Here is a 25,603-nt window from a genome sequence, read left to right as displayed (position 1 = left end):
TCCGGCGCTCGCGCCGTTCTCCCCCGGCCCGTCACTCCGGTGCGGTCACCTCCGCGTACGCCACGTCCCGTACATCGGCGGACGGGTGCTGGCGCAGCATGCGCAGCCGGGTGCGCCAGGGGCCCGTCCAGCCGGTGCGCCGGCCGCCGGCCACCGTCAGTTCCGCGGCGAACAGCCCCTCGGCGGGATCACCGCCTTCCGTGAGGCGCGCGGCGACGACGAGCAGGGTGTCGAGGTCGCCGGCCGGCGCCGTGTCCGGAGCGGCCGTCCGCCGGCCGAGGGTGCGCGCGGTACGGGCGGCGAGCACCGGACGTCCGCGGTGCAGCGCGGCGAGCCGGACCAGTGCGGAGTGCACCGCCTCCGCCTCCGCGTCCAGGTCCACGGCGTGCGCGAGCAGATCGGCGGCCTGCGGCACGAGGTCCCGGTATCCGGCGAGGACCTCCCCGGCGGCGCTGAGCACCGGCCGCGTCCGCCCGCGCCGGGCCGCGGTCCGCCGGCCGAGCGCCTCGGCCAGGTACACCACCCGCTGCCGGGCGGGCCTGTCCCGCTCCGCGCCCGCCTCATCGGCCGTGTCGTCGGTGGCCAGTGCCGTCAGTACCCGGTTCAGCGCGTCCGCCGCCTCCGGGGCCGCCCCGGCGGCGGCGATCAGCGCGTCGGCCGCGGACCGCCAGGTCCCGCGCCGGTCCAGGAAGGTGATCGCGTCCACCAGGACGTCGCACGCCTCGGGCGCCCACGGCAGCCAGCGGGCGAGCGCGTGGTGGCCCCTGGCGGCGAGTTCCTCGTCGTCGGTGTCGCAGACCCGCTGGACCAGCCGGGCGTACCGCTGCCGGTGCCCGGCGGCCAGCTCCGCCGGGTGCGCGCGCAGTACGGCGGAGCGCAGCGCGCGGTCGCCCCCCGCCGCGTCGGTCATCACGTCCCACATGCGCTCGTCGTCGAGCAGTGCCGTGCCGAACGCCACACAGGCGGCCCGTACATCGGGGTGCTGGCCGGGAAGCCCGTACGCGTGGGCGAGCAGCGCCGCCGCGCGCGCGGTGGGCAGCCGGACCGCCGCCAGCCGCACCACCTCCTTGCGGCTGGTCACCTTGCCGGTGCCGGGCGCGGTGCGCGCGGCCAGCAACTCCTCCAGCAGGGACGGCCGTACGAGGAGGGAGGCCCGGCCCGCCGCGTGGACCGCGACGCGGGCTCGGTCGTCCCCGGTGTGTGCCAGCAGGTCGGGCAGCACCTCGGCCGGGCTGTCGGTACGGGCGAGGGCGGCGAGCGCCGCCTCGGCCAGCACGACGGTGGGCGAACCGGTCCAGGGGCGCAGGGCATCGGCGCCGATCCCCGGCAGACCGGCCAGTTGCCCGATGGCCGCCGCCCGGAACCGCAGCGGCAGTCCCTCGTCCCGGGCGGTCCGTTCCAGGTCCCGCGCGGCCGCCCGGTGCTGACGCGGCACCCAGCGGACCGCGTCGGCCCCCACGGGAACGGTCCACGGGGTGGCGCGACCGAGGAACCGTCCCCAGGGCGGTGATTCCCCGAGGAAGCGGTCGAGCAGATCGGTACGGCGTCCGGTGAGCACCCGCCGCACCGCGGGCAGGGCCGCCGCCGAGGGGTCGCGGTCCAGGACGCGCTCGACGCGCTCGTCCTGGTGCGCGGACGGCTCCAGCCACAGCCCGATGGCGGCGCGGGCGCCGGAGTCGTCACCGTAGAGGACGGCCTGCCGGAGCAGTTCCTGAAGGCCGGGCATGGCGGCGGCGCGGCGTCCGACGGCCCGGGTGAGGGCGAGGACGAGCCCGTAGTCCGACCGTTCGGCCCCCGCTTCCAGCCAGGGCCGCAGGGCCTCGAACACGGTGTGCTCCTGGCCTCGGCGCAGGGTCCTGTCGAGCCGGCCGAGATCCGCGCTGCCGCTGTTCCCAGTGATCCGGACGAGGGTGCGCAGGGCCCAGTTGAGCAGGGCACGCTGCCCGGTGACCGCGTGCTCGCGCAGGACGGCCACGGCGAACGCGCTGAGCGCCGACCGGGTCGTCGCCGAGGAGTCACGGGCCTCCACCGCGTCGGCGGCGATCCGGTCCAGCAGGGGTTCCACGGCGTCCGTGCAGAGCGCGGGCGAGGTGGTGAGCAGGGCGCGCAGCGCGGCGGAACGGACCGGGTCCTGTTCGTTGCGCAGCCGGAGCATGTCGTCGAGGACGGTGGCGACGGCGGCCGGGTCGGCGGAGCGGCCCGCGTTGCGGATGAGCAGCGACCAGCCTTCGGCGCGGTCGTCGGCGGCGGGCGCGCGTGTCGCGTCCAGCAGCCGTTCGCGTACCTCCGCGACCGGCAGATACGACTCGGCGAGCAGCACCGTGTTCCGGTCGGCGCCCCGGTCCCGGGCCCGCGCGGCCATCCGGCGGGCCACGGCCGCCACATGGCTCCGGGGCAGCACGTCCAGCAGGGTGGTGTCGACGGTGCGGGCCGTGCCCTCGCTCCGGTTGTCGAGGACCGCTTCGCAGAAGGGGCCGCGGCGGCCCGGCGGCAGGGCCAGGGTCAGCCGGGCGAGCAGATCCCCGGAGTCCGCCGCGGTCCGGCCGAGTTCGACGAGGAGCGCCTCGGGGACCGTCCGGGCGAGGCGGCGCAGCAGCACCCCGCTGAACACTCCGCTCGGTGGCAGCGCGAACCCGTCGGGTCCGAGGAACAGCCGTACGAAGCGGACCGGGTCGGCGGCGAGGAGTTCGCCGAGCCCTCGGCGCACCGGAAGCGCGGAGGGCCCATGGCGCTCCAGGAGGTCGAGGACCCGGTGCGGGAGGTGCGCCGCGGCGGCGGTGACCCCGCGGTCGTGGCCGTACCACTGCCACCAGTCGTCGCGCCGTGTCCCGGGCCGCGCCGCCAGGTCGCGTTCGGCTGCGTCGAGGAACGGGCGGGGGTGGCGGGCGCCGAGCGAGCTCCAGCCGCTCACGGAGCGGAACAGTCCGGGCAGCAGGCGGTCCACCACGCCGGCCGAACAGCCGGGCAGCAGCCGGGAGGCCTCGGCGTCGCCCCAGGTCTCCCGCAGGGGGTCTATCAGCCGGTCGGCGAGGCCGGTGCGGCGGTCGGCGACGATCGCCCGGATCAGATGACGGCGTACGGCGGCCGGCGCGTCGTCGAGCGCCGCCTCGTAGGCGGTGTCCGGTACGGCGAGACTGCGCGCCACCCGCAGCGCCACGCCCCGGACCCGTGAGTCCCCGTCGGCGATCCTCGCCCCGATCCACCCGGCGTCGCCGCCCACGGCGGCCGCGACGACGGCGAGATGACGCTCGTACGGATCGCCGCCCTCCAGCTCCTCCAGGACCGGCCGCAGCACCCCGTCGGCGGCCAGGCGCCGTGCGCGCACGGCGAGTTCCCGCATGCGCAGCGGGTAGGGCAGGGGCTCCAGGGCGTCGAGGAGGGTGCAGGCCAGGACGAGGGGCTGAGCTTCGGTCATGGGGTGATTCTGCCGTGCCGGACAGGATCACCCCAGAGGTTTACGCACCGTATCCACGAGCTGCCCCGTCCATGGGGGCGGCGTCCCGGGGGTCACCACGCCGCCACCTCGTAGTCCTTGAGGAAGACGCCGGACAGGGGCGATCCGGCCTCGCCCCGCACGATCGGGTCGTAGACGCGGGCCGCTCCGTCGACGATGTCCAACGGGGTACGGAAGCCTCCGGCGGCGAGCCTGTGCTTCTTCGGCGCCGGGTTCTCGTCCGTGATCCAACCGGTGTCCACGGCGCACATGTGCACGCCCTGCGCGGCGAGTTCGGCACCGCTGGTGCGGGTGAGCATGTTCAGCGCGGCCTTGGCCATGTTGGTGTGCGGATGTCCGCCCGTCTTGTTGCGCACCGCGAACCGCCCTTCCACCGCCGTCACATTGATGATGTAGCGGCGCGGCGCCGGCGCGGCCAGCAGAAGCGGCAGCAGCCGGTCGCAGAGCAGCGCGGGCGCCAGCGCGTTGACCAGCTGGGTCTCCAGGAGTTCGGCGGGATCGATCGAACCGATGCGCGCGGACCAGGAGTTGACGGGTGCGGTGTCCGGCAGCAGCCCCGCCTCGTCGGCGTCGGGCAGCAGGAGGGCGAGGGCGCCGCGGGCGGACGGGCCCTCGACGGCGGCCATCGGCGCGTAGCCGGGCGCGCCGATCACCCCGGGCGGCAACGCCCCCCGCTCTCCCGCGGTGAGCAGGGCGTAGGCCCCGGGTGGCCGCCGTACGGTCTGCGCCGCGTTGTTGACCAGGATGTCGAGGGGTTCACCGGCTGCCCTGAGACGCTCGCAGAGCCCGAGGACCTGGCGCGGGTCGCGGAGGTCCACAGCGAGCACGGTCAGCCGGCCGAACCATTCCGGGCTGTCGTCCACGGCCCGGAACCGGCGCAGCAGGTCGTGCGGGAAGCGGGTGGTGACGAGGAGTTCGGCACCGTCCCTGAGCATCATCAGCGCCAGCTGGAAGCCGATCTTGACACGGCCTCCGGTGAGCAGGGCCCGGCGTCCGGACAGGTCGGTGGAGAGCCGCCGGCGGGCCCGGTTCCGCGCCGAACAGTCCGGGCAGAGGCGGTGGTAGAAGGAATCGACCTGCCGGTAGGGCGACTTGCAGACGTAGCAGCGGTGCGAGCGGTTCAGCACACCCGCGGGAGCGGAGTCGTCGGGCGGCGTGGCCAGGGGCGCGTCCTCACGCCGTCCGAGGGCGCCCGTCGCGGTGGCCGAGACGACGGCGGCGTCCGCGTCGGCGCTCCGGTCGCCGAGCGCCTTGCGGCGTTTGACCCGGCCGTCGCGGGTGAACGAGGCGGCGACCTGCTCGGCACGGAGCCGGACCGGGTCATCGGCCCGAAGCGCGCGGAGCCGCCCGACGAGCCGGCTGAAGTCCGCCAGCTCCTGATCGGTGACCCGCGTGCCGGTGACCGGACGGCGGTGCCCGGCCTCGTCCGCGTCCCGGTGCCCGGTCGCGCGAGCGCCGCCCCCGTCCGTGCGGTCACGGTCCCCTGCCGCCGCGTGCGGATCCATCGTCCTGCTCCCCCCGTGACCCCCGCCGGATTCGAACCGGCGTCCTTCCGTATGCCATACGGACGCGTCTGCCTCTGCGCTACGGGGCCCCGAGGGGAGCCGGTCCGCCCGGACAACCGGATTCGAACCGATGTGTCCGGTTCTGGAGACCGGTGCGCCTGCCTCTGCGCTACATCCGGGCGTAGGGCAGATACTAACGAACAGTTACCGCCGCGTCCTCATGAATATGTACAGGGATACGTAGGGGAGTGCGTGAGTGCGTACGGGGGTGCGTACGGGGCCCGCGTCAGGCCCTGTCGCGACCGACTCTGCGCAGGTGCTCGCGCTCCTTCTCGGAGAGGCCGCCCCAGACGCCGAACCGCTCGTCGTTGGCGAGTGCGTACTCCAGGCAGGCCACCCGTCCCTCGCAGGCGTTGCACAGTTGCTTGGCCTCGCGCGTCGAGCTGCCCGGGGCCGGGAAGAAGAACTCGGGCCCGGCCTGCGCGCACAGCGCGGTCTCCTGCCAGGCGAGCGCGTCGTCGGTCACGGTGTTGATCAGCATGGGCCCCACGGTGCCCGGTCGCGATAAACGACCGATCAACGATTCATCAATCAGGGGGACAGCACGGGCGGACCGGGCCCGGGACGGACGTCGCGTGTGCGCCCGCCCCGGTGTCCCGGTGCTACGGCCGGTCAGCCCGCCTGTCTCGGCTCGGGCTTCATCACCGCGAAGACCGCACCGTAGGGGTCGGCGAGATTCGCCATCCTGCCCACCTCCGGTACGTCCATGGCCGCCAGGGTCTCCCTGCCGCCGAGCCGTGCGGCCTCGGCCACCGTGGCATCGACGTCGTCGACCGTGAAGTACGGCAGCCAGTGCGGGCCCAGCGCCGCCTGGGCCGGTGCGTCCGCGAAGGGGACGAGACCACCGAAGCCCAGGTCGGGTCCGGTGCCGACGGTGCGCAGGACGGTGTACGTGTAGTCGCTGCCCTCGAACGGCATCTCCTCGGTCCGCCAGCCGAAGACCTTCCGGAAGAACGCGGCGGCCGCGGGCACGTCCGGGGTGTAGAGCTCGGCCCAGAGGAAGGAGCCCGGGTCCTGGATGACGCCGAGCCCGGGATTCTCCTTCGGCTGCCAGACACCGAAATACGCCCCGGCGTTGTCGTTGAAGCCGGCCATGCGGCCGAACTCCATGACGTCCATCGGCTCGAACGGCACGGTGCCGCCCGCCTGCTCGACCTTCCTGGCCGTGGCGGAGGCGTCGGAGGTCTGGAAGTAGACCGACCACGCGCTCTTCGACTCGCTGTCGGGGACCGTCATCACACCGGCGGCCGTGCGGCCGCCCAGCGTGTACATCCCGTAGCCGCCCGTCTCCGGGCCCCCGGGGAGCAGGTCCCAGCCGAACAGGCCGCGGTAGAAGGCGGTGGCACCGTCGAGATCGGGCGTGCCGAGGTCGATCCAGTTGGGAGCGCCGTCGACGAAGCTGGGGCTGAGCATATGTGCTCCTTCAGCGAGTCCCGTTGTCTCGCTCGTCCTGATACGCGGTCTTTCTCCTGACTCTCCGAGTCTGGCACCGGGTACGGACAGCCGCAGTCCGCGCGGGGCCGGGGGCACGGCGCGGACCGGGCGGCGGGCGGGCGGCGCGGGATGGACGGGCCCCCGGGCGGAGGGGCGTTCCGCGCCCTCCGGCCGACCGTGGAAGCGCTCGGCCGAAGGGGTGAAGCGCTGCCCCCGCACGCCCGCGCGGACCGGTGTCACGACCGCGTCCCGGCCGTCCCGGCCGTCCGGACGGACCGGACGGGCCGGACGGGGCCGGGCCGTCCTGCCCCGAGCCGGTGATGACCGCGTGTACGCCATGCCGGCCAGCGTAGGCGCGGCCGTCCGGGGCGGCCGAGGCATTGCGGCGGCGCGTCGCCCTCCTCCTCGGCTCAGCGGCGTACGCCGAGGGCCGGGAGCACCGTCTCCGCGACCCGGTAGGCCTCCTCCAGCAGCGGGTTGCCCGAGAGGATGAAGGTGTCGACGCCGAGGTCCTGGAACTCCCGCAGCCGTTCGACGACCTGGGCCGTCGACCCCACCACCGCGGTGCCGGGACCCGGTCGGAACAGGCTCATGCCCGGCCACATGTTGGGGTGGACCTCCAGTTCCCGCGCCCTGGCGGGCACCTTGCCGCCGTGCTGGCGGAACTGGCGCTGCCAGCCGACGCCGTCCTCCCCCGCCCGGTCGCCGAGCTGCCGTGCGTACGTCGCCCCGCTGGTGACGTCCAGGAGCCGGTCGGCCGCCGCCCAGGCCTCGTCCTCGGTGTCGCGGACGATGAGGTGGAGCCGCAGCCCGATGCGGAGCGTGCGGCCGTACGCGGCGGCCCGTGCGCGCACCCGGTCCAGCTTCTCCTTGAGCAGGTGCGGAGGTTCGCCCCAGGTGAGGAACACATCGACGTGTTCGGCCGCCATCTCGATGCCGGGCGCGGAGGAGCCGCCGAACCAGAGCGGGATGTGCGGGTCCTGGACGGGCCTCAGCTCACGGAAGGAGGCGCCCGCGTTCTTCAGGTCGTAGAAACGTCCCCGGTGGTCGAAGACCTCGCCCGCGGTCAGCCGTTTCACGATCGACCAGTACTCGGCGCTCAGTGCGTACCGCTCGTCGTGCTCCACATGGAGTCCGTACTCCTGGAGGGACCTGGTCGAGCCGTTGACCACGTTGAAGCGCAGCCTGCCGCCGAACAGCGTGTCGAAGCTCAGTGCCATCTTGGCCAGCAGGGTCGGCGAGATCAGGCCCGGGTGGACGGCCAGCAGCGGCTTGAACCGGGTGCTGGTGGAGGCGGCGAGCGCGCTGCCGAGCGGCCAGACGTCGTACAGGTCGGTGGCGAGCAGCGCACCGCTGTAGCCGAGCTGTTCGACCGTACCCGCGAGACGGCTCAGATAGCCGAGGTCGACGGGCCGGCGCCCCGCGGGCTCCCAGGGGTAGGCGCCCTCGCGCGGGATGATGTACCAGAGGACTTCGGTCGGCATGACGCTCAGGCCGCCTTCGTCGCGGCGCCGGACGGGCGGGCGACGGCCGTGGCGACGGTCACGGGCCGCTCGATGAAGCCGGTGCGGTGGAAGATGTCGGCGGCCTCCTGCTGCTCGGCGAGGAATTCCTCCGTCACCGCCTCGATCCGCCAGGGCAGCGCACGCAGCGCGCTCTCCCAGTCGTCGGCCTCGCCGCCCAGGTCGGCGGCGGCGATCTCGGCGGCCCGGCGCGGGTGGGCGGCGGCCCAGTCGTCCGCGCGCCGAAGGGCCCGGTGGAGCGCCTCGACGACCTCGGGCCTGCTCTCCGCGAAGTCGCGGCGGGTGAAGAACACGGACCGGTCGGTGATGACGTCGCCGGTACGCACGAGGGTGCGCAGCCCGCCGGTGCGGCGCGCGGCGGCGAGCTCGGCGCCCTGGGCGACCCAGGCGGCGATGTCCCCGGTGCGAAGGAGCTGTTCGCTGTCCGGCGAGCTCCGTCGGGCGGTGATGTCGTCGGCGTACGAGAGACCGGCGTCGTCCAGCGCCTTGGCGATGAGGTGGGTCTGCCAGGAGCCGATCGCCAGGTGGACGACCGCGCCCTTGAGGCCGGCGACGGTACGGACCGGGCTGTCCTCGGGGACGAGCAGCGCGCCGTGCTCGGGGCGCGGGGCGGAGACGGCGGTGTAGACGAGGTCGTGGCCCGCCGCCTGGGCGGTGACGGGCGGGGTGGAGCCGGTGCCGCCGAAGTCGATGACGCCCCGGGTGAGGAGTTCGCCGGTGCGGACGCCGTTGGTGTACGGGTGGAAGACGACGCTCTCCCCGAGCGGGGCCAGCTCCTCCTGGGCGAAGCCCAGCCGGGAGAGGTGGTACAGGTGGAACAGGGACGGGTTGCTGCTGTGGACACCGATGGTGACGGTCATTCAGATCACTCCGATTTCGGCATGTTCGGGAGCCGGCGCGGGACCGGCGGCGGGCGCGGAGGGCGGGGCCGGGGACTTGGCCGGGGGCGTTTCGACCCCGAGGTCGTGGAGCAGGCGTCTGCGCAGCCCGGCGAACGCGGGGTCGCCCGGTTCGCGCGGCCGGCCGACGGCGACCGGTTCGTCCGTGACGAGCCGGCCGTCGCGCAGGACGGCGACCCGGTCGGCCAGCCGTACCGCCTCGTCGACGTCATGGGTGACGAGGAGCACGGCGGGGCGGTGCCTGCGGCACAGCTCACCGACCAGGTCCTGCATCTTCAGCCGGGTCAGCGCGTCCAGCGCGGCGAACGGCTCGTCCAGCAGCAGCAGTTCGGGCTCCCGGACCAGGGCGCGGGCGAGCGCGACGCGCTGGGCCTCGCCTCCGGAGAGGGTGGCGGGCCAGGCCTCGGCGTGCCGTTCGAGGCCGACTTCGGCCAGCGCCCGCAGGCCGTCCGTGGAGCGGCCGCGCGGCAGGGCGACGGTCACATTGGCGAGGACCTTCTTGGACGGTACGAGGCGGGGTTCCTGGAAGACGACGGTGCGGGCCTCGGGGACCAGCACCTCTCCCCCGTCCGCGCGGTCCAGGGCCCCCAGGATGCGCAGCAGGGTGGTCTTCCCGCTGCCGCTCGCCCCGAGCAGTGCGACGAACTCGCCCCGGGCGATGTCCAGTTCGAGGCCGTCGAGCACGGCGCGGGCGCCGAAGACCCGGCGCAGTCCTCGTACGCGTACGGCGGGCGCGGTCGTCCCGTGGCCGGTCATCGGGAGGCTCCCTGGGGGGTACGCCAGGGCATCAGGACACGTTCCAGCAGCCGTACGGCGATGTCGGCGCTCAGGCCCAGCAGGCCGTAGACGAGGATGCAGACGGCGAGGATGTCGGTGCGTGCGTAGCTCTGGGCCTGGGACATCAGATAGCCGATGCCCTCGGTGGCGTTGATCTCCTCGGCGGCGATGAGCGCGATGACGCTGAGCGTCATCGACAGGCGCAGTCCGGCGAGCAGGGACGGCAGGGCGCCGGGCAGGACGACCTCGCGGACGATGCCGAGGCGGCTCATGCCGAAGCTGCGCATCGCCTCGATGAGTTTGGGGTCGGTGTCGCGCACGCCGCTCGATGTCGAGACGTACATCGGAAAGGTGGTGGCGACGGCGATGAGCAGGATCTTGGCGGTCTCGTTGATGCCGAACCAGACCATGAACAGCGGCACCAGGGAGAGGAACGGGACGGTGCGCAGGGTCTGGAGCGAGGAGTCGAGCAGTTCGTCGCCGAGCCGGGTGAATCCGGTGGTGATGCCGAGGGTGAGCCCGGCGGCCAGTCCGATGAGCAGGCCCAGACCCGAGCGGGTCAGGGAGGTGGTGAGCGCGTCGGGCAGCTGTCCGTCGCCCCACAGCTCCCCCACCGCGCGGATGACCTCGGCGGGCGATGCCAGCACGTCCGCGGTCAGGACTCCGGTCGCCGATGCCGTCCACCACAGGGCGAGCAGGGCCACGGGGCCCAGTGCGCGGACGGTCAGGGAGTAGGTGCGGCCGCGGGGTCGGCGCACCTGCGGGCGTGGGGTGACGAGCGGGGCGGTCGCGGTGTCGCTCATGTCAGCTTCTCGATGTCGAGGAGATGGGCCGCGACGTCGACCTCGGTCCTGGTGACCTTCTGCTCGGCGTAGAAGGCGGCGACGCCCTTGAAGCGGGTGATGTCCTCGGGGCCGATCGGGTCGACGGTGCCGCCCTGGGCGGTGAAGCCGGTCTGGACCTCCTTGGCCCTGCCGGTGACGGCGGTGGGGCCGACGTCGGTGAAGACGTTCAGATAGGCGGCCGGGTCCCGCTTCTCCTCGGCGCTGGCCTCGTGGAGGTACCGGTAGAGGGCCTTGACGACTTCGGGGTGCTGTTCGGCGAAGTCCGTACGGACGGCGTTCAGGCTGTAGTTGTCGGAGCCGATGGCGGTGCCGTCGGCGACGAAGCGGGCCTTGCCGCTGCCGATCTCGGCGACGGCGTAGGTGGCCCAGACGGCCCAGGCGTCGACCTTGCCCGCGTTGAAGACGGCGGCGGTCTGGTCGGGGCGCAGATAGACGCGCTCCACCCGGTCGGCCGGGATGCCCGCCTTGGCGAGGGCCTTGAGCAGCAGGTACTCGCCGGTGCCGCCCTGGTTGACGGCGACCTTCCGGCCGACGAGGTCGGCGACGGACTCGATGCCGGAGCCGTCGCGGACGAGGATGCCCTCGCCCGCCGCGTCCGGGGCGACGGCGGTGAAGAACTTGAAGCCGGGGCGCTGGGCGAGCGAGGTGATGCCGGAGGTGATGGAGCCGGTGGCGATGTCGAGCTGGTCGGCGTTCATCGCCTGGGCGGCCGGGGCGAAGGGACCGGCGCTGCCGGTCCACCGCACCTTGGCGCCCACCTTGCCCAGCGCCTTGTCGAGGCTGCCGTCCTTCTTGCCGAGGGCGAGCACTCCGGAGTTCCCGGGGTCGGGGATGCGCACGGTGACCGTGCTGCCCGCACCGGAGCCGGTGGCGCCGTCGTCCCCGGATGTGCCGCATCCGGGGAGCGCGAGCAGCGCGGTGGCCGTGAGGAGGGCGGGGAGTGCGGCCTTGCGGAGTGGTCGGGTCACGTTCATGGGGCGGGAGTCCTCGGGGCTCGGGATGCGGAAGGCGTGGGGGCGTCGGGGGTGCTGGCGTCGGGGGTGCCGGCCGGGTCGGTGCCCGGACCGGTGGGGGCGGGCCGCCCGCTGTTGAGGGCGGCGGCGCGGCGGAGCGGTCCGGGGTCGGCCCAGGCGGCGATGTCGACACGCCCGTGCAGGAATCCATGGGCGTGCAGCGCGGTCTCCTGCTGGGCGAGCAGGGCGAGGCGCTGCGGTGACAGATCGGGGTGGAGGGTGAGGTGGGTGCCGGGGCGGTAGGCGCCCGCGATGCCGTCGGCGCCGGCCCCGGTCTCGGCGCCGAGGATCCGGGCGACCTCGTCCGGCCGGCCGGTGGCCCAGTCTGCCGCCCTGAGCAGAACGGCGAGGAAGCGGTCGACGAGGCCGGGATGCTCGTCCAGAAGGTCCTGGTGGACGGTGATCGGACGGGGGGTTCCGTTGTTGACCCGGAAGCGGCGGTCGGGCAGTTCGTCGAGTTCGACGGCGACCTCCGCACCGGAGCGCCGGGCCGCCTCGACCGCGAGTGCGCCCTTCACGTACACCGCGTCGACGTCCCCGCGCCGCAGTGCGGCGAGCTCGGCGGCCCACTGCCCCTCGTGCCCGTCGGCCGGGATGTCCACGGGTACGGCGTCCACGAGGCCCAGTCCGGCGGAGGCGAGCGCGCCCTCGAAGCCCCGCAGGGCCATGGCCCGCCAGAAGTCGATGGCGATGCGGTGCTTCGGCACGGCGATCCGCAGTCCGCGCAGCGCCTCGGCGCCCCGGATGCCGGATCCCGGCGCGACGAGCACGCTCTGGCGCTCCTCGATCCAGGTGAGCCCGATCAGCCGGGTCCGCTCACCCCGTGAACGTGCCCACAGGGCGGGCACATTGCCGCCCTCGCGGAACAGCGCGGAGTGCTCGTGGGTGAAGTGGGCGGCGCGGTCGGCCCCGGGGGCGGCGTCCTGGAGGGAGCGCACCTCGATGCCGTCGGGGGCGAACTCGTCGCCGAGCCAGCGGAGATCGGCGGCGATTCCGGTGGCGGTGGGCACGGGACAGCGGGTGAACCAGAGTGTCTGGGGCCGGACGGCGGCATGCGTCATGGGGTCATCCCGGAGGGGTCGTCGTAGCGGGTCGGAGCTGGGCCGGGTGCGCCCGACCGGACCGGTCGGGCGCTGCGCGGCGGACGCGGGGAGGAGCGGGGCACGGGAGGAAGCGGCGGCGGGCAGGAGGGGCGGGCACGGGCGCGAACCACCCATGGCGCCGCGGCCGGTCACCGGGACCCGGGGCGGCCGGATCACCCGCGGACGGGCCCACGGCCGTCGCGGGAGCGCGGCGGATCGGCGGATCGGCGGATGTCCGGGGCGGTCAGGGGTCCCGGGAGAGCCGGGAGCCTCCGGCGCGTCCCGGAGCGGGAAAAGCCCGGACGGGGCCAGGAGTTTCCGGGCGGGCCAGGAGTTTCCGGGCGGGCCCAGGACGATCCGGGAGGGTCCCCGAAGGTCAGCGACAGGCCGCGCTGGAGACACGCGCCAGGTCGATATGACGGCGCAGTGTGAGAGCGAGCGGCACCGGAGCGGCGGGGGCGGGGGTGGGTATCGCTCTACGTCGGCCGGCCATGGCGCTGCTCCTTCCGGCTCGTCGGTGGTGGTGGCTGAAGCCTGCCACGGATGCGAGCGCGCCGACAACTCGCTTCCCATGATGTGGGATTACATATGAACAGAGTGTTTCGCTGCACTGTCGGCCCGCCACTCAACTCCCGTAATGTGGCAAGCACCATCCGAGGAGCGAGCGGAGAGTGAACCCGGGATGACCGAGGCCGCGGCAGTACGTGTTCCGGGCGGAGCCCAGGCGGTCCGGCGCGCGCTGGACGTCCTGCACTGTTTCCACGACAACGGTCCCGACCTCAGCGCCTCCGATCTGGCCCGCCGCCTGGAGCTCTCGGTGTCCACCGCCCACCGGCTGGCCCGTACCCTGCTGGGCGCGGGATTCCTGGAGCAGGACCCCCGCACGTCCCGGTACCGGCTCGGCCCCTCGGTGACCGAGCTGGGCCGGCTCTCGTACCACCAGCGCGGGCTGCACCTGGCCGCCCCCGAACTGGCCGATCTGGCCGAACGCACGGGCGCCACGGCCGATCTCGCGCTGCGCAGCGGCCCGCACGCGGTGATCGTGGCGGGCGGTTCGGTCGCTCCGAAGGTGGGGCTGCGCAGACCGCTGCACTCCACGGCGCTGGGCAAGGTGCTGCTGGCGTGGGCGCGGCCCGGCGAGGGCGGCCCCGGCTCGCTGCCGCCGCTGCCCGCCTTCACCGACCGGACGATCGTCGAACCCGCCGCGCTGCGCGACGAGTTGGCTCGCGTCCGGGCCGCTGAGTACGCGCTCAACGACGGCGAGTCGGCGTACGGGGTACGGACGCTGGCGGTTCCGGTGCTGGACGGTGCGGGGCACGCGCGCTTCGCCCTGGCCGTACGGGCCACGCCCGCGGTGATCACCCCGGAGCGGACCGACTGGCTGCTGGCCCAGGCGCGGTCGTGTGCGCGTGCCCTGGAGGTGCTGCTGCTGTCCCCGGCCGAGCGGCGGCCGGCCGGGGAGTGACGCCTCGCCCGGCTCAGTGCCGGTGCGGCTCCGCGTCCGCCTTGCCGGTCCCGTCCGCCTTGCCGGTCCCGTCCGCCTTGCCGGTCCCGTCCGCCTTGCCGGTCCCGTCCGCCTTGCCGGTCCCGTCCGCCTTGCCGGCGGGGTTCTTCGTGCTCGACATGTGATGCGGTTCGTACCCCGGGATCGTGCCGTCCGGCTTGGCGACCAGCAGCAGTCCGGCCATGCCCATGTCGGAGTGGCTCTGGACATGGCAGTGGTACATCCAGGCGCCCGCACCCACGTGTTCGCCCGCGAGGATCTGGAACCCGAAGGAGTCGGCGGGACCGCAGATCTTCGTGTCCACCACCCGGCTGGGGTCGTCCGGACCGGTGAGCAGCCCGGTCCGGTTGTCCGCCCAGCGATGACCGTGGATGTGGAAGGTGTGGTAGTACTCGCCGTGCGTGATCATCACGACCTCGACCCGGTCCCCCACCGTGGCCTCGAAGTTCGGGCTCTCGTGGGCGGCCTTGTTGTTGATCGTCATGTCGTTGAAGACGATCGTGATCGTCCTGTCCGGCAGGATGTCGCCCTGCCGCCGCACGACCAGCGGCCCGTACAGCCCCTTGCGGATGCCGCCCGTGCCGTGGTCCGTACCCACGACATGGTCGTGGTAGTGCCAGTAGCCGGCGCTGCCCGGCCGCCAGGTGCCGTCCTTGCGGCGGCCCGGGGCGTGGGTGCGCCAGGTGTAGGTGCGGGTTCCGCCCGGCTCGACATGGCTCTTGTTCATCCGGGTGCCGTCGCTCGCGATGTCGTAGTCGACCCCGTGGACATGGAGACTGGCGTCGATGTCCGTGGTGTTCTCGAACTCGATGTGCAGGGTGTCGCCCTCGTTGATCTCGATGAGCGGCCCGGGGACCGTCGCCTTCCCCTTCTCGAAGCCGTAGCCGAGGGAGCCGTCCGCCAGCTTCTCGGCGTACATCTTCAGCCGGCGCACCACACCCCCGGCCGGGGCCGTCCTCGGCGGGTTCTCGGCCGAGGACGCCTCGACGGCGCCCAGCGACAACGATGTCACCCCGGTCGCCGCCGCCGCCGCGCCGCCCACCAGCATCCGCCGGCTGAAGGTCCTTCGATCCATGCCGAACTCCCCAATGCGTGAAGGAAATTGCTGAGGCCCAGAGTCCTGTGGGGCACGGGAGACCCCCGGGACGGCCCATACCGTAGCCGGGGGATCATCGTTTATCCACACCCAGGACAAAGTTAGTGCGAATGCCGCCATAGCTATTGGCGTGCCACGAAAAGAGGTCTAGCTTCATGCGCTGTTGCAGTGACCGAAGAGTTGCAGTGACCAAGAGGGTGGGTGACCACATGCAGCGCACACCGCACCACCGGTCCAGATCGCGACGCGGTTTCGCGGCGGTCCTGGCGACCGGCGCACTGACCGCGTCCCTGCTGGGCGGCAACGCCGCCGGCGCCAGTCCCAATCCGGAGCCGGCGGACAGGCTTCCGACAACGTTGTCCCTTCCGTCACCACCTGGCGGGGCCAACGTCAAGGTGCTGGTGTTCCACGCATCGGCGGGCGACGAGTCGCCGACCGTGGACGCCGGTATCGCGGCGATCGAGAAGATCGGGCTGAGCGGTCCGGAGGCCGGACGTTTCCGGACCGTCGCCACGGACGACGCCGGGGTGTTCACCAACGCCAAGCGGCTCGGCACGTTCAACGCGGTCGTCTTCCTCACCGGCGGCGGCGATGTCCTCGACCCGGAGCAGGAGGCCGGTCTCGAGGCGTACATGGAGGCGGGCGGAGGGTTCCTCGGCATCCATGACGCGGCGCGTACCGAACCGTACTCGGACTGGTTCACCGGTCTGGTCGGGGCCCGGCCGGCCGCGAACAGCCCCACCGCCGTGCAGCGGGCGACGGTGGAGACCGGGGACCGGAGCCATCCGGCGACCAAGGATCTGCCGCTGGAGTGGAAGCGTCCCGACAAGTGGCTGAACTGGACGAAGAACCCGTCCGGCGATGTGCACACCGTGGCCAGGGTCCGCGAGCTCACCTACAAGCCCGGCGCGAGCGCCAACGGCTGGGACCACCCGGTCTCCTGGTGCCGCGACTACGACGGCGGCCGGTCCTTCTACACCGCGATGGGCGGCACCGCCGACAGCTTCGCCGAGACGGACTTCCGCGACCATCTGCGGGGCGCGCTGGCCTGGACGTCCCGGCTCTCCCGGGCCGACTGCACCGCCACGATCAACAGCAACTACAGGGCGGAGCGCCTCACCCAGCCCAACCAGCCGGGTCAGAACGACCAGATCGGTGAGCCGCACGGGCTGGTCACCGCCGCCGACGGGCGGGTCTTCTACATCGGACGCGGCGGCGCCGACAGCAGCCGGCCGGTCGTCATCGACTGGAAGGACCCGGACATCGGCAAGGGTCTGGGCGAGATCCACGTCTACGACCCGAAGACCGGGAAGGTCACGCTCGCCGGTGCGCTGACCGTGTTCGGGAACAAGGGCGGCGGCGACGAGCTGGTCAAGGTCGAGGAAGGGCTGCTCGGCATCGAGCTGGACCCGGACTTCGCGTCCAACGGCTGGGTGTATCTGCACTACACGCCGCACGCGAAGATCGACCGCGACAAGCAGACGGCGGTACGTCAGGTCTCCCGCTTCACCTTCGATCCGGCCACGAACAAGCTGGACCTCGCCTCCGAGAAGGTGCTGCTGAGCTGGCCGGTCCAGATCCACAGCTGCTGCCACGCGGGCGGAGGCATGGCCTGGGACTCCCAGGACAACCTCTACATCGCGACCGGAGACAACAACTCCTCCGGCTTCAGCGGCGGTTACTCGGGCAACAACCCCCAGCCGAACTACAAGGGCGTGTCCTTCGCCGATGCCCGGCGCACCGCGGGCAACACCAACAACCTCAACGGGAAGATCCTGCGGATCCACCCCGAGGACGACGGCACCTACACCCTGCCCGCGGGCAATCTCTTCACCGGCAAGGAGCCGGACGAGGGCGGCGGCAGGACGCGCGGCGAGATCTATGTGATGGGCGTGCGCAACCCGGCCAGGATCTCCATCGACAAGTCGACCGACACGCTGTACGCGGGCTGGGTCGGACCGGACGCGGGGGAACCGAGCACCACCTGGGGCCCCGCCAAGTACGACACGTTCGCCGCGATCACCGAGCCGGGCAACCACGGCTGGCCGTACTGCATGGGCAACAAGCAGCCCTACCGGGACCGCAATCTGCCCGACCCGAGCAAGCCGCTGGGCTGGTACGACTGCGACGCCCCGAAGAACGAGTCGCCGAACAACGACGGTCTGGTCAATCTGCCGCCGGTCACCTCCAACACCATCTGGTACTCGCCCCAGGGCGGCGGCGTGGACTACCCGCGCGACGCCGACGGCGTCCCGAGCTATCGGGCCGAGGAGCAGAAGCTGCTCCTGCCCTGGCTCAAGGGCGGCGGCCAGGCCACGATGAACGGCCCGGTCTACCGGTACGACGCGGCGAGCACGAGCGCCGACAAGTGGCCCGCGTACTGGGACGGCAAGTGGTTCGTCGGTGACTTCTACGACGCCGACCAGCCGCGGCACGCCGTGCTCACCGACCCGAAGACGGTCGGCAAGGGCGGTCTGCCCACGCACGCCGAGTCCCTGAAGAAGATCATCCCGGTCGGGGCGGAGGGTATCCGGAACCTGATGGACTGGAAGTTCGCTCCGGACGGTTCGCTGTACGTCCTGGACTACGGGCGCGGTTTCTTCACCTCCGACTCCAAGTCCGCGCTGTGGCGTGTGACGTACAAGGGCGGCGGTCCGACCCCGGCCGCCGCCGACCTGGCCAGGAAGGCGGCAGCCCAGTGAGACACCCCTCGCTCCTCGCACGACGGCGATACCGGCCCGCCCGGCTGTGGCTCGCCCTGCTGGGATCGTTCCTGATGGTCCTCGGACTGAGTTCGACGGCGGCGTACGGCCGAGGCGACGACCGGTCCCCGGCGGCGGCGGCCGACCAGGTTCTCACCTGGACCGCCGGCGACCCCATCGACCACTATCTGTCGGCCCCGAAGACCGCGGTGGCCGGCAGGGCGACCATCGTCTTCGAGAACAGCACGGCGACCGGGAACACGACCGGGATGCCGCACACGCTGACGTTCAGCGTCTCGGACCCGGAGTTCAACAACGACGTCCAGCTGAACATCCTGGCCAACCCGAGCGACAGCGCGGGCGGCAAGCACAGCGTCGAGGTCACCCTCACCCCCGGCCGGTACTTCTACCACTGCACCATTCCGGGCCACGGGTCGATGCAGGGCATCCTCACGGTGACGGACGGCGGTGGCGGTGAGGACACCACCGCCCCGGAGACCTCCGCGAAGGTGGACGGCGACAAGAACGCCGACGGCGCGTACATCGGCCAGGCCACAGTCACCGTGGCGGCGGCCGACGAAGGCTCCGGCGTCGACAGGACCGAGTACGCCCTCGGGGCGGACGGCGCCTGGCAGCCGTACACCGCGCCCGTCGTGGTCGACGAGGTCGGGACGCACACAGTCCGCTACCGGGCCACCGACAAGGCGGGCAACACGGCGGCGGAGAAGGCCGTGGACTTCGCCGTGGCCGCGCCGCCGACCGACGACACGACACCGCCGGAGACCTCGGCGACCGTGTCGGGCGAGAAGGACGGCCAGGGCGCGTACCTGGGCATGGCCACGGTCACCGTGACCGCGTCCGACACCGGTTCCGGCGTCAACACCATCGAGTACGCCCTCGGCGCGGACGGCGCCTGGCAGGCGTACACCGCTCCCGTGATGGTGCACGAGGTGGGCACGCACAAGGTCCGCTACCGGGCGACCGACAAGTCGGGCAACGCGGCGGCGGAGAAGGCCGTCGACTTCACGGTCGTCGAGCCGCCCTCCCAGGACACGACCGCGCCGGAGACCTCGGTGACGGTGGAGGGCGACAAGAACTCGGACGGCGCGTTCATCACCAGCGCCAGGGCCACCGTCACCGCGACCGACGACGACTCGGGCGTGGACAAGGTCGAGTACTCCCTGGACGGCGGACCGTATCTCGCCTACACCGCCGCCGTGATCGTGGACCGGGTCGGGTACCACACGTTCGCCCACCGGGCCACGGACAAGGCGGGCAACACCTCCGGGGCGAAACGGATGTCGTTCACCGTGGCGCAGAGCGGCGGGGTCCCGTCGCCGAACTGCCCGGAGTTCGACGAGCGGCTCACCGTCATCGTCGGCACCGTCGACACCGGCGTCCCCAACCGGATCACCCGCAACCGCTGCACGGTCAACGAGCTGATCGAGGACGAGAAGGACTGGTCCTCGCACGCCCTGTTCCTCAAGCACGTGGACAAGGTCCTCGACAAGCTCCTGACCGACGGGGTGATCGACACCCGCGAGCACCGGAAGATCTACCGGGCGGCCAAAGAGTCCGGCATCGGCAAGCCGGGGCAGGTCGAGGGCTACACCAAGCTCTTCGACGGCACCGCCGCGTCCCTCGCCAAGTGGCAGCACGTGGGCGGCGGGAAGTTCGGGCTCGACGAGGAGGAGGGCTCGATCACCAGCTCCACGACGGTGGACGGCATGGGCATGCTGTGGTTCCCGGCCCGGAGCTACGGGGACTTCTCGCTGAAGCTCCAGTGGCGCGACGACGCGCCCGCCGCGGGCAACGCCAACGGCGGGGTGTTCGTCCGCTTCCCGAACGTCCACGACAACCCGGAGGAGTCACGGCCGGAGTGGGTGGCCATCAAGTACGGCCATGAGATCCAGATCAACGACCGGCCGGACGGCGACATGTACAAGACGGGCTCGGTCTACGGCTTCGACCGGGTGGGTCTCGGCGGCGCCGGCGTCACGCCCAAGGGCACCTGGAACGACTACGAGATCCGTGTGGTCGGCCAGCACTACTCCATCCTCCGCAACGGTGTCCTGCTGAACGAGTTCGACAACAACGGCGGACAGCTCTTCGAGCCGCCGCGGGGCGACGACCCGGGCACGGACGGACGGCGGTTCGCCGCCGGCTACATCGGGCTCCAGGTCCATGGCACCTCGGACGTCATCTCCTACCGCGACATCCGGGTCAAGGAGCTGTAGAGCCTCAGCCGGTCGCGGCCGCATGCTCCGGCGTGTGGTCGCGGCCCGTTCCGCTCATACCCCGTCGCCGTCGCCGTCGCCGCCGTCCCCGTGAGCACCGCCCTCGCCGTCCTCGTGCCGGGCACGGCTGGGCTGCACGCGCTTCGGTTCGCCGGGCATCTTCGGATACTCCGGCGGGTAGGGCATGTCACCCAGCCCGCGCTCCTTCTCGTCGCGCTCCGCGAGCTCCAGCAGCGCGTCCAGCCGGAACGCGTGCTCGTCCATGTCGGCGTGGACGTCGCCGAGTTCGGCGTAGCGCACCGGCAGTGTCCTGATGTCGAAGTCCCGGGGCTCGGCCTCGTCGATCTCCTCCCAGCGCAACGGGGCGGAGACCGGGGCGTGCGGGAAGGGCCGTACGGAGTAGGCGGAGGCGATGGTGCGGTCGCGGGCCGTCTGGTTGAAGTCGACGAAGATCCGCTCGCCGCGCTCCTCCTTCCACCAGGCGGTCGTCACCCGCTCCGGCATACGCCGTTCCAGTTCGCGTCCGGCGGCGATGGTCGCGCGCCGCACCTCGGTGAAGCTCCACTCGGGCGCGATGGGCACGAACACATGGATGCCGCGGCCGCCGGAGGTCTTGGGCCAGCCGCGCAGCCCGTGGTCGTCGAGGACGGAGCGCAGTTCATGGGCGGCGGTGACGGCGTCGGCGTAGTCGGTGCCGGGCTGCGGGTCGAGGTCGATGCGCAGTTCGTCGGGATGGTCGGTGTCGGCGCTCCGTACCGGCCAGGGGTGGAAGGTGAGGGTGCCGAGGTTGGCCGCCCAGATCACGGCGGCGAGTCCGGTCGGGCTGATCTCGTCGGCGGGGCGCCCGCTGGGGAAGGCGATCCTGGCCGTCGGAATCCAGTCGGGGAGGTTCTTCGGCGCGCGCTTCTGGTAGAAGAAGTCCCCTTCGACACCGTCCACGAAGCGCTGGAGCGTGGTCGGCCGGTCGCGCAGGGCGCGGGTGATGCCGGACCCCACGGCGAGGAAGTACTCGGCCACGTCCCTCTTGGTGTAGCCCTTCTCGGGGAAGTACACCTTGTCCGGGTTGGACAGCCGTACGGCTCGTCCGTCTGCGTCCAGTTCCACCGCTGCTCCCATGACGGCCACCGTAGGCCGGTCGCACATATGCCGCATATCGGGAGACGGGGGGCGGTGCGTGGGCAACAATCGGGCCATGGACCTGCCGGTGATGCCACCCGTGAAGCCGATGCTCGCCAAGTCCGTTTCCACGATCCCGCCGGGCATGCAGTACGAGGCGAAGTGGGACGGCTACCGCGCGATCGTGCACCGGGACGGCGACGAGGTGGTGATCGGCAGCCGCACCGGCAAACCGCTCACCCGCTACTTCCCCGAGCTGGTCACGGCGTTCCGCGACAGCCTGCCGCCCCGTTGTGTGATCGACGGGGAGATCGTCGTCGCCCATGAGGGGCGCCTGGACTTCGACCGGCTGAGCGAGCGCATCCATCCGGCGGATTCACGGGTACGGATGCTGGCCGAGCAGACCCCGGCCAGCCTGATCGCCTTCGACATCCTCGCGGTGAACGACGATTCGCTGCTCAGCACCTCCCAGGCGGACCGCCGGTCCGTGCTGGAGGCGGCGCTCGCCGATGCCGCGCCGCCCGTGCACCTCGCCCCGGCGACCACCGATCCCGACGTCGCCCGGCAGTGGTTCGAGCGGTACGAGGGCGCCGGGCTCGACGGTGTCGTGGCCAAACCGCTCGATCTGCCCTACCGGCCGGACACCCGGGTGATGTTCAAGATCAAGCACGAGCGGACGGCGGACTGCGTGGTCGCTGGGTACCGGACGCACAAGAGCGGTCCGGTCGTCGGCTCGCTGCTGCTCGGCCTGTACGACTCCGAGGGCTTCCTCCAGCACGTCGGGGTCTGCGCGGCGTTCCCGATGAAACGGCGCGCGGAGCTGGCCGGGGAACTGGAACCGCTGCGCACCGCCTTCGCCGACCATCCGTGGGCCGCCTGGGCGGACGCGGCGGCACACGAGGGCGCGCGGCTGCCCGGGACGCAGAACCGCTGGTCGGGCAAGAAGGACCAGTCCTGGGTGCCGCTGCGCCCGGAGCGGGTCTGCGAGGTGGCGTACGACCACATGGAGGGCGACCGGTTCCGGCACACCACGCAGTTCCGGCGCTGGCGTCCGGACCGCACCCCCTCCGGCTGCACATACGGGCAGCTGGAGGAAGTGGTGCGCTACGACCTGGCCGAGGTGCTGTCAGGCGGCTGACTCCGGCACGCCCGTCGGCGTGGCGCAGGGGTCCTCGGTGTCGCTGGGGTCCGGCGCCGGCGTGGGGTCGGACGGGTCGGGTGACGGGGAGTCCGTGGGGCAGCCGGGGTCGGTGGGTCCGGGGCCGGTGGGCGTGCCGGTCGGATCGGGGCTGGGCCCGGGGTCCGTGGGGCCCGTCCCGCTCGGGTCGGGGCTGGGCCCGGGGTCCGTGGGACCCGTACCGGTCGGAGAGGGGCTCGGGCCCGGTGAACCGGTGTCCGTGGGGCGGGGCGAGGCGGAGGGGCCGGGGGTGCGGGTGGGCTGCGGTCCGATGACGATGCCGCCGCCCTTGCCCGGACTGCCGGGACCGCCGACGGGGGCCTTGGGCCCGGCCGGTCCGCCCGCCCCGGGGCTCTTCGGGATCACGCCCCTGCCGTCGGCCACCGGGTGCGTGCCCTTGCGGTAGAACTCCAGCCACGACAGCACGGTGCGCAGATAGGTGTCCGAGTGGTTGTAGCTGAGGATCGCCCGGTCCAGATCGCCCGGCACGGACAGATCGCGGGTCCCGGCGCAGAGGTAGTGCCCGGCCGCGAGGGCCGCGTCGAAGATGTTGTTCGGATCCTCCCGGCCGTCGCCGTTGCCGTCCTTGCCCCAGTGCGCCCAGGTGGAGGGGATGAACTGCATCGGGCCGACCGCCCGGTCGTAGGTGCTGTCGCCGTCGTACGCCCCGTTGTCGGTGTCCCGGATCATGGCGAAGCCCGCCCCGTCGAGCACGGGGCCCAGGATCGGGGTGAGCGTGGTGCCGCGGGCGTCGACGCGGCCGCCGCGGGCCTGGCCCGACTCGACCTTGCCGATCGCCGCGAGCAGCTGCCACGGCAGTCCGCAGCCCGCGTCGCTCCGGCCGAGGGCGCTCTCGGCCTTGCGGTAGGCCGCCAGCACGGTGGCCGGGATACCGGCCTCGGCCCATGAGGTGGTGACCGCCGGACTCCGTCGCGTCCCCGGCTCCGGCGGCTTCGGGGTCTTCAGCGGCGGCAGTTCGGTGTGGTAGGAGTCGTCGTTGGGCACCTGGGTCCACACCACGTCGTCCGCGGCGGCGGTCTTCTCGGGCTGCGCCGGGCCGGCGAATCCCGGCGCCTGGGACGCGGTGAGCGCGGCCATCGCGGCGACGGCCGTGGCCGTCGTGGTGAGTCCGCGGCGTACGGTGCCGTTGAACCTCATGTGTGCTCCCCTCCCCCGGGTCACTGCGTGAAGGTGTCGATGGCGGCGATCCGCCAGGTGTCGCCCCGCCGGACGGCGTCCACGGCGAACATGGCCGCCGCGTACGTGGTCTCCTCGGCCTTGCCGGTACGGGTGTTGCTCTGGTCGGCGAAGATCAGCAGCCGGGCCCGGTCGCCGTCGAGGACCTCCACCCCGCTCTCGGTGACCGTCGTGGTGAGGACGAGCTTCTGCTTCGGCGCCTGCGCCCGTACCTCGGCGAGCATGTTCTCGTGCTGTCCCACCGCCTTGCCGACGAGGTAGGTCCGCGCGGCGCGGTCGGCCTTGGCGGGCGAGGCGTAGTCGTACGAGAAGACGGCGCCGACCGCCTCGGTGATCTGGCCCTTCACCTCGCTGGTGCGGCCGATGTCGGTGAGCGCGGTGTTCTGCCGGGACGGCTCCCCGCGCAGGCTCCCGGCGGAGGTGAACGCCCAGGCGGCGAAGGCGCCGAGGAGCACGGTCGCCGCGCACAGGATGGCGGGCAGCCGGATCCGCAGGCGCGGTGGCCGGCGCTTCGGCCGGCTCTCCGGCTCGGCCGCGGGCTCCGCCCCGGTCTCCTCCGGCGGCGGTCCGGCCGTCCCGTCCGGTTCCGGCGGCGTGGGAGTGACGGACGCGGTGGCGGTGGTGGGTGTGGTGGTGCGTTCCGCGGCGGCGGTGGCCAGCCGGCGCTGACGGTTGACGAGGTGACGGGTCGTCGACATGTCCGGGATCCTCTCGGGGGCGGTCGGGGGCGGGGGTCGTCAGCCGGCGGTGTTGCCGACGGGCGCCTGGCCGAGGGCGCTGAGCTTCCATCCCTGCGAGGTCCGGGTGAGCTGTCCGAGCATCCGGCTCTCCTTCACCGCGGGCTCGCCCTTCGGCGCGGTCACGGTGACCCGGACCGCCACCATGACTCCGGCCCGGCCGGCCCGGTCGTCGAGCTCGGTGACCGCGCCGGAGAGGACCTTGGCGGTGCTGACCGTCTTCGCCGCCTCGATCTGCTTCACGAACTCGTCCCGTCCGTCGATGAGTTGCTTGTGCAGATCGCCGGTGGTGGAGCTCTCCCAGCTGTCCAGCCCCTGTTCCAGCTTCCGGTGGTCGAGGGTGTTCATGTTCTGTACCGCCTGTTCGCCCGCGGCCAGGGCGTCGTCGCGGGCCTGCGCGTACGCCGCCGAGTCGTCGTGGGAGGCGTCGTACCGGGACCAGCCGCCCCAGCCCGCCGCGACGGCCGCCACGGCCGTGAGCGCGATCGCCACCGTCACCAGCACATTCCCCGTCGTCCGTACCCGTGCCATTGCGTGCCTCTCCCCTGCCGGCTGTGCCGATCCGATCCTGTGTGCGTTGCCTGCGTGCGCTATCTGGAGGTGATCCCGACGATTCGCCAGCGTCCGTCCCGGAGTTCGGCGGTCACCGAGAGCTGTGCGGCCGCCGTGGTGGCGGCCTTTCCCTCGCGCTCGTAGACCTGGTCCAGGAGGACGAGCAGATGGGCGCTGCTGTCGGTCAGCCGGGTCACTCCGGCGCGTACGACATGCGTGGTGAGTGTGAGTCTCTGGTCGGTGGCCTGCTTCTCGACCTGGCCGAACAGCGCCGCGTACTGCTGGAGCGCCTTTCCCGCCAGGACCTCCTTCGCCGACTCCTTGGTGACGGCGGTGGCCCGCGGGCTGTACGAGAAGACCTTGCCGAGCGCGTTGCTGACATCGCCCACCACCCGGCTGGTGGCGGCGGAGTCGGTCAGGGCGCGGTTGGACGTGGCGGGGGTGTCCCGCAGCCGCTGTCCCCCGGCGAAGAGCAGGACGCCAGCCGCGAGCAGCGCGCACACCAGGACCGCGCCGAGGACCCGGGGCCATCCGCGGCCGCCCCGGGGCGCCGGGTCACCGGCCCCCGGCGGTTGCTTCGGCTCCTGAGCCGCCGCCCCGTCCCGCTCCGCGCCGCCGTCCTCGGCGTCCTGCCCGGCACTGTCCTCGATGCCGTCGCGCTGCCCGTCCCTGGTGCCCGTGCTGTTCACCGTC

The 25,603-nt window shown here is 72.7% G+C and carries 20 protein-coding genes and 2 tRNA genes; 4 read left to right on the top strand and 18 right to left on the bottom strand.

All coding sequences use genetic code 11. The annotated features are described in order from the left end of the window. Positions 1-31: 31 nt before the first annotated feature. The 12 genes from OHA98_RS14200 to OHA98_RS14145 all read right to left on the bottom strand — a co-directional run bounded on the left by OHA98_RS14200 (position 32) and on the right by OHA98_RS14145 (position 12,571). The gene (locus tag OHA98_RS14200; protein ID WP_266925787.1) at positions 32-3,415 is read right to left on the bottom strand and encodes a hypothetical protein; all 3,384 of its coding nucleotides are present in this window, start codon (positions 3,413-3,415) and stop codon (positions 32-34) included. 92 nt (positions 3,416-3,507) lie between these two features. Further along, a complete protein-coding gene (locus tag OHA98_RS14195) occupies positions 3,508-4,959 on the bottom strand; it encodes an SDR family NAD(P)-dependent oxidoreductase (RefSeq protein ID WP_266925786.1) in 1,452 nt (483 codons plus the stop codon). Between the two features lie 16 nt (positions 4,960-4,975). Next, positions 4,976-5,048 (bottom strand) — tRNA-Ala (locus tag OHA98_RS14190). A gap of 18 nt (positions 5,049-5,066) precedes the next feature. Further along, positions 5,067-5,138: transfer RNA gene (locus OHA98_RS14185), tRNA-Trp, on the bottom strand. A 107-nt stretch (positions 5,139-5,245) separates the two neighbouring features. Then, entirely contained in the window at positions 5,246-5,500 is a 255-nt protein-coding gene (locus OHA98_RS14180) for a WhiB family transcriptional regulator (RefSeq protein ID WP_266925784.1), read from the bottom strand. A gap of 131 nt (positions 5,501-5,631) precedes the next feature. Continuing rightward, entirely contained in the window at positions 5,632-6,432 is an 801-nt protein-coding gene (locus OHA98_RS14175) for a VOC family protein (protein ID WP_266925782.1), read from the bottom strand. A 431-nt stretch (positions 6,433-6,863) separates the two neighbouring features. Continuing rightward, positions 6,864-7,937: an LLM class flavin-dependent oxidoreductase gene (locus OHA98_RS14170; RefSeq protein ID WP_266925780.1), complete on the bottom strand. Its 1,074-nt coding sequence runs from the start codon at positions 7,935-7,937 to the stop codon at positions 6,864-6,866. Positions 7,938-7,942: 5 nt separating this feature from the next. Continuing rightward, positions 7,943-8,836, bottom strand: coding sequence for an ABC transporter substrate-binding protein (locus tag OHA98_RS14165; RefSeq protein ID WP_266925778.1), 894 nt, complete (start codon positions 8,834-8,836; stop codon positions 7,943-7,945). Beyond that, positions 8,837-9,631, bottom strand: coding sequence for an ABC transporter ATP-binding protein (locus tag OHA98_RS14160; protein ID WP_266925776.1), 795 nt, complete (start codon positions 9,629-9,631; stop codon positions 8,837-8,839). Further along, positions 9,628-10,455: an ABC transporter permease gene (locus OHA98_RS14155; protein WP_266925774.1), complete on the bottom strand. Its 828-nt coding sequence runs from the start codon at positions 10,453-10,455 to the stop codon at positions 9,628-9,630. The genes OHA98_RS14160 and OHA98_RS14155 overlap by 4 nt, the downstream gene beginning before the upstream one ends. Continuing rightward, the gene (locus OHA98_RS14150) at positions 10,452-11,471 is read right to left on the bottom strand and encodes an NrtA/SsuA/CpmA family ABC transporter substrate-binding protein (protein ID WP_266925772.1); all 1,020 of its coding nucleotides are present in this window, start codon (positions 11,469-11,471) and stop codon (positions 10,452-10,454) included. The genes OHA98_RS14155 and OHA98_RS14150 overlap by 4 nt, the downstream gene beginning before the upstream one ends. Beyond that, the gene (locus OHA98_RS14145) at positions 11,468-12,571 is read right to left on the bottom strand and encodes an ABC transporter substrate-binding protein (protein WP_266925771.1); all 1,104 of its coding nucleotides are present in this window, start codon (positions 12,569-12,571) and stop codon (positions 11,468-11,470) included. Before OHA98_RS14145 ends, OHA98_RS14150 begins: the two co-directional genes overlap by 4 nt. A 703-nt stretch (positions 12,572-13,274) precedes the next feature. On the opposite strand from OHA98_RS14145, the gene OHA98_RS14140 reads away from it, so the two are divergent. Beyond that, the gene (locus OHA98_RS14140; protein ID WP_266925769.1) at positions 13,275-14,057 is read left to right on the top strand and encodes an IclR family transcriptional regulator; all 783 of its coding nucleotides are present in this window, start codon (positions 13,275-13,277) and stop codon (positions 14,055-14,057) included. Between the two features lie 13 nt (positions 14,058-14,070). Here OHA98_RS14140 and OHA98_RS14135 read toward each other — a convergent pair whose 3' ends face one another. Then, on the bottom strand, positions 14,071-15,171 hold the full coding sequence (locus OHA98_RS14135; protein WP_266925767.1) for a multicopper oxidase domain-containing protein: 1,101 nt from the start codon (positions 15,169-15,171) through the stop codon (positions 14,071-14,073). Between the two features lie 230 nt (positions 15,172-15,401). On the opposite strand from OHA98_RS14135, the gene OHA98_RS14130 reads away from it, so the two are divergent. Beyond that, positions 15,402-17,894, top strand: a complete 2,493-nt coding sequence (locus OHA98_RS14130; RefSeq protein ID WP_266925766.1) for a ThuA domain-containing protein — start codon at positions 15,402-15,404, stop codon at positions 17,892-17,894. Beyond that, the gene (locus OHA98_RS14125) at positions 17,891-20,131 is read left to right on the top strand and encodes a family 16 glycoside hydrolase (protein WP_266925764.1); all 2,241 of its coding nucleotides are present in this window, start codon (positions 17,891-17,893) and stop codon (positions 20,129-20,131) included. Before OHA98_RS14130 ends, OHA98_RS14125 begins: the two co-directional genes overlap by 4 nt. Before the next feature lie 54 nt (positions 20,132-20,185). Here OHA98_RS14125 and ligD read toward each other — a convergent pair whose 3' ends face one another. Further along, entirely contained in the window at positions 20,186-21,247 is a 1,062-nt protein-coding gene (ligD, locus tag OHA98_RS14120; protein WP_266925762.1) for a non-homologous end-joining DNA ligase, read from the bottom strand. 76 nt (positions 21,248-21,323) lie between these two features. Between ligD and OHA98_RS14115 the strand changes: the two genes are divergently transcribed. Then, a complete protein-coding gene (locus tag OHA98_RS14115; RefSeq protein WP_266925760.1) occupies positions 21,324-22,385 on the top strand; it encodes an ATP-dependent DNA ligase in 1,062 nt (353 codons plus the stop codon). On the opposite strand, the gene OHA98_RS14110 is transcribed toward OHA98_RS14115, so the two are convergent. Genes OHA98_RS14110 through OHA98_RS14095 form a run of 4 tightly spaced genes read right to left on the bottom strand, consistent with a single transcriptional unit; the run spans position 22,374 to position 25,599 of the window. Further along, positions 22,374-23,582 (bottom strand): lytic murein transglycosylase, encoded by a 1,209-nt coding sequence (locus tag OHA98_RS14110; RefSeq protein WP_266925758.1) that lies wholly within the window; start codon positions 23,580-23,582, stop codon positions 22,374-22,376. The two genes, OHA98_RS14115 and OHA98_RS14110, sit on opposite strands and share 12 nt — an antisense overlap. Positions 23,583-23,602: 20 nt before the next feature. After that, positions 23,603-24,319: a hypothetical protein gene (locus OHA98_RS14105; RefSeq protein WP_266925756.1), complete on the bottom strand. Its 717-nt coding sequence runs from the start codon at positions 24,317-24,319 to the stop codon at positions 23,603-23,605. Between the two features lie 39 nt (positions 24,320-24,358). After that, positions 24,359-24,889 carry a hypothetical protein gene (locus tag OHA98_RS14100; RefSeq protein ID WP_266925754.1) on the bottom strand — a complete coding sequence of 177 codons (531 nt, stop codon included), beginning with the start codon at positions 24,887-24,889 and terminating at the stop codon, positions 24,359-24,361. 59 nt (positions 24,890-24,948) lie between these two features. Continuing rightward, positions 24,949-25,599 carry a hypothetical protein gene (locus tag OHA98_RS14095; protein ID WP_266925752.1) on the bottom strand — a complete coding sequence of 217 codons (651 nt, stop codon included), beginning with the start codon at positions 25,597-25,599 and terminating at the stop codon, positions 24,949-24,951. Positions 25,600-25,603 lie beyond the last annotated feature (4 nt).

It is taken from the genome of Streptomyces sp. NBC_00654 (assembly GCF_026341775.1).
Lineage (GTDB): Bacteria > Actinomycetota > Actinomycetes > Streptomycetales > Streptomycetaceae > Streptomyces.
The sequence above is the reverse complement of the archived record's forward strand: the minus strand, read 5'-3'. Positions and strand labels throughout refer to the sequence as shown.

Bases quoted from the DNA above. Each gene is read 5' to 3' on its own strand.
- OHA98_RS14105 (WP_266925756.1), bottom strand. From the start codon at position 24,319: ATGTCGACGACCCGTCACCTCGTCAACCGTCAGCGCCGGCTGGCCACC.
- OHA98_RS14135 (WP_266925767.1), bottom strand. From the start codon at position 15,171: ATGGATCGAAGGACCTTCAGCCGGCGGATGCTGGTGGGCGGCGCGGCG.
- OHA98_RS14100 (WP_266925754.1), bottom strand. From the start codon at position 24,889: ATGGCACGGGTACGGACGACGGGGAATGTGCTGGTGACGGTGGCGATC.
- OHA98_RS14150 (WP_266925772.1), bottom strand. From the start codon at position 11,471: ATGAACGTGACCCGACCACTCCGCAAGGCCGCACTCCCCGCCCTCCTC.
- OHA98_RS14175 (WP_266925782.1), bottom strand. From the start codon at position 6,432: ATGCTCAGCCCCAGCTTCGTCGACGGCGCTCCCAACTGGATCGACCTC.
- OHA98_RS14170 (WP_266925780.1), bottom strand. From the start codon at position 7,937: ATGCCGACCGAAGTCCTCTGGTACATCATCCCGCGCGAGGGCGCCTAC.
- OHA98_RS14110 (WP_266925758.1), bottom strand. From the start codon at position 23,582: ATGAGGTTCAACGGCACCGTACGCCGCGGACTCACCACGACGGCCACG.
- OHA98_RS14165 (WP_266925778.1), bottom strand. From the start codon at position 8,836: ATGACCGTCACCATCGGTGTCCACAGCAGCAACCCGTCCCTGTTCCAC.
- OHA98_RS14115 (WP_266925760.1), top strand. From the start codon at position 21,324: ATGGACCTGCCGGTGATGCCACCCGTGAAGCCGATGCTCGCCAAGTCC.
- OHA98_RS14200 (WP_266925787.1), bottom strand. From the start codon at position 3,415: ATGACCGAAGCTCAGCCCCTCGTCCTGGCCTGCACCCTCCTCGACGCC.
- OHA98_RS14180 (WP_266925784.1), bottom strand. From the start codon at position 5,500: ATGCTGATCAACACCGTGACCGACGACGCGCTCGCCTGGCAGGAGACC.
- OHA98_RS14130 (WP_266925766.1), top strand. From the start codon at position 15,402: ATGCAGCGCACACCGCACCACCGGTCCAGATCGCGACGCGGTTTCGCG.
- ligD (WP_266925762.1), bottom strand. From the start codon at position 21,247: ATGGGAGCAGCGGTGGAACTGGACGCAGACGGACGAGCCGTACGGCTG.
- OHA98_RS14155 (WP_266925774.1), bottom strand. From the start codon at position 10,455: ATGAGCGACACCGCGACCGCCCCGCTCGTCACCCCACGCCCGCAGGTG.
- OHA98_RS14160 (WP_266925776.1), bottom strand. From the start codon at position 9,631: ATGACCGGCCACGGGACGACCGCGCCCGCCGTACGCGTACGAGGACTG.
- OHA98_RS14140 (WP_266925769.1), top strand. From the start codon at position 13,275: ATGACCGAGGCCGCGGCAGTACGTGTTCCGGGCGGAGCCCAGGCGGTC.
- OHA98_RS14195 (WP_266925786.1), bottom strand. From the start codon at position 4,959: ATGGATCCGCACGCGGCGGCAGGGGACCGTGACCGCACGGACGGGGGC.
- OHA98_RS14145 (WP_266925771.1), bottom strand. From the start codon at position 12,571: ATGACGCATGCCGCCGTCCGGCCCCAGACACTCTGGTTCACCCGCTGT.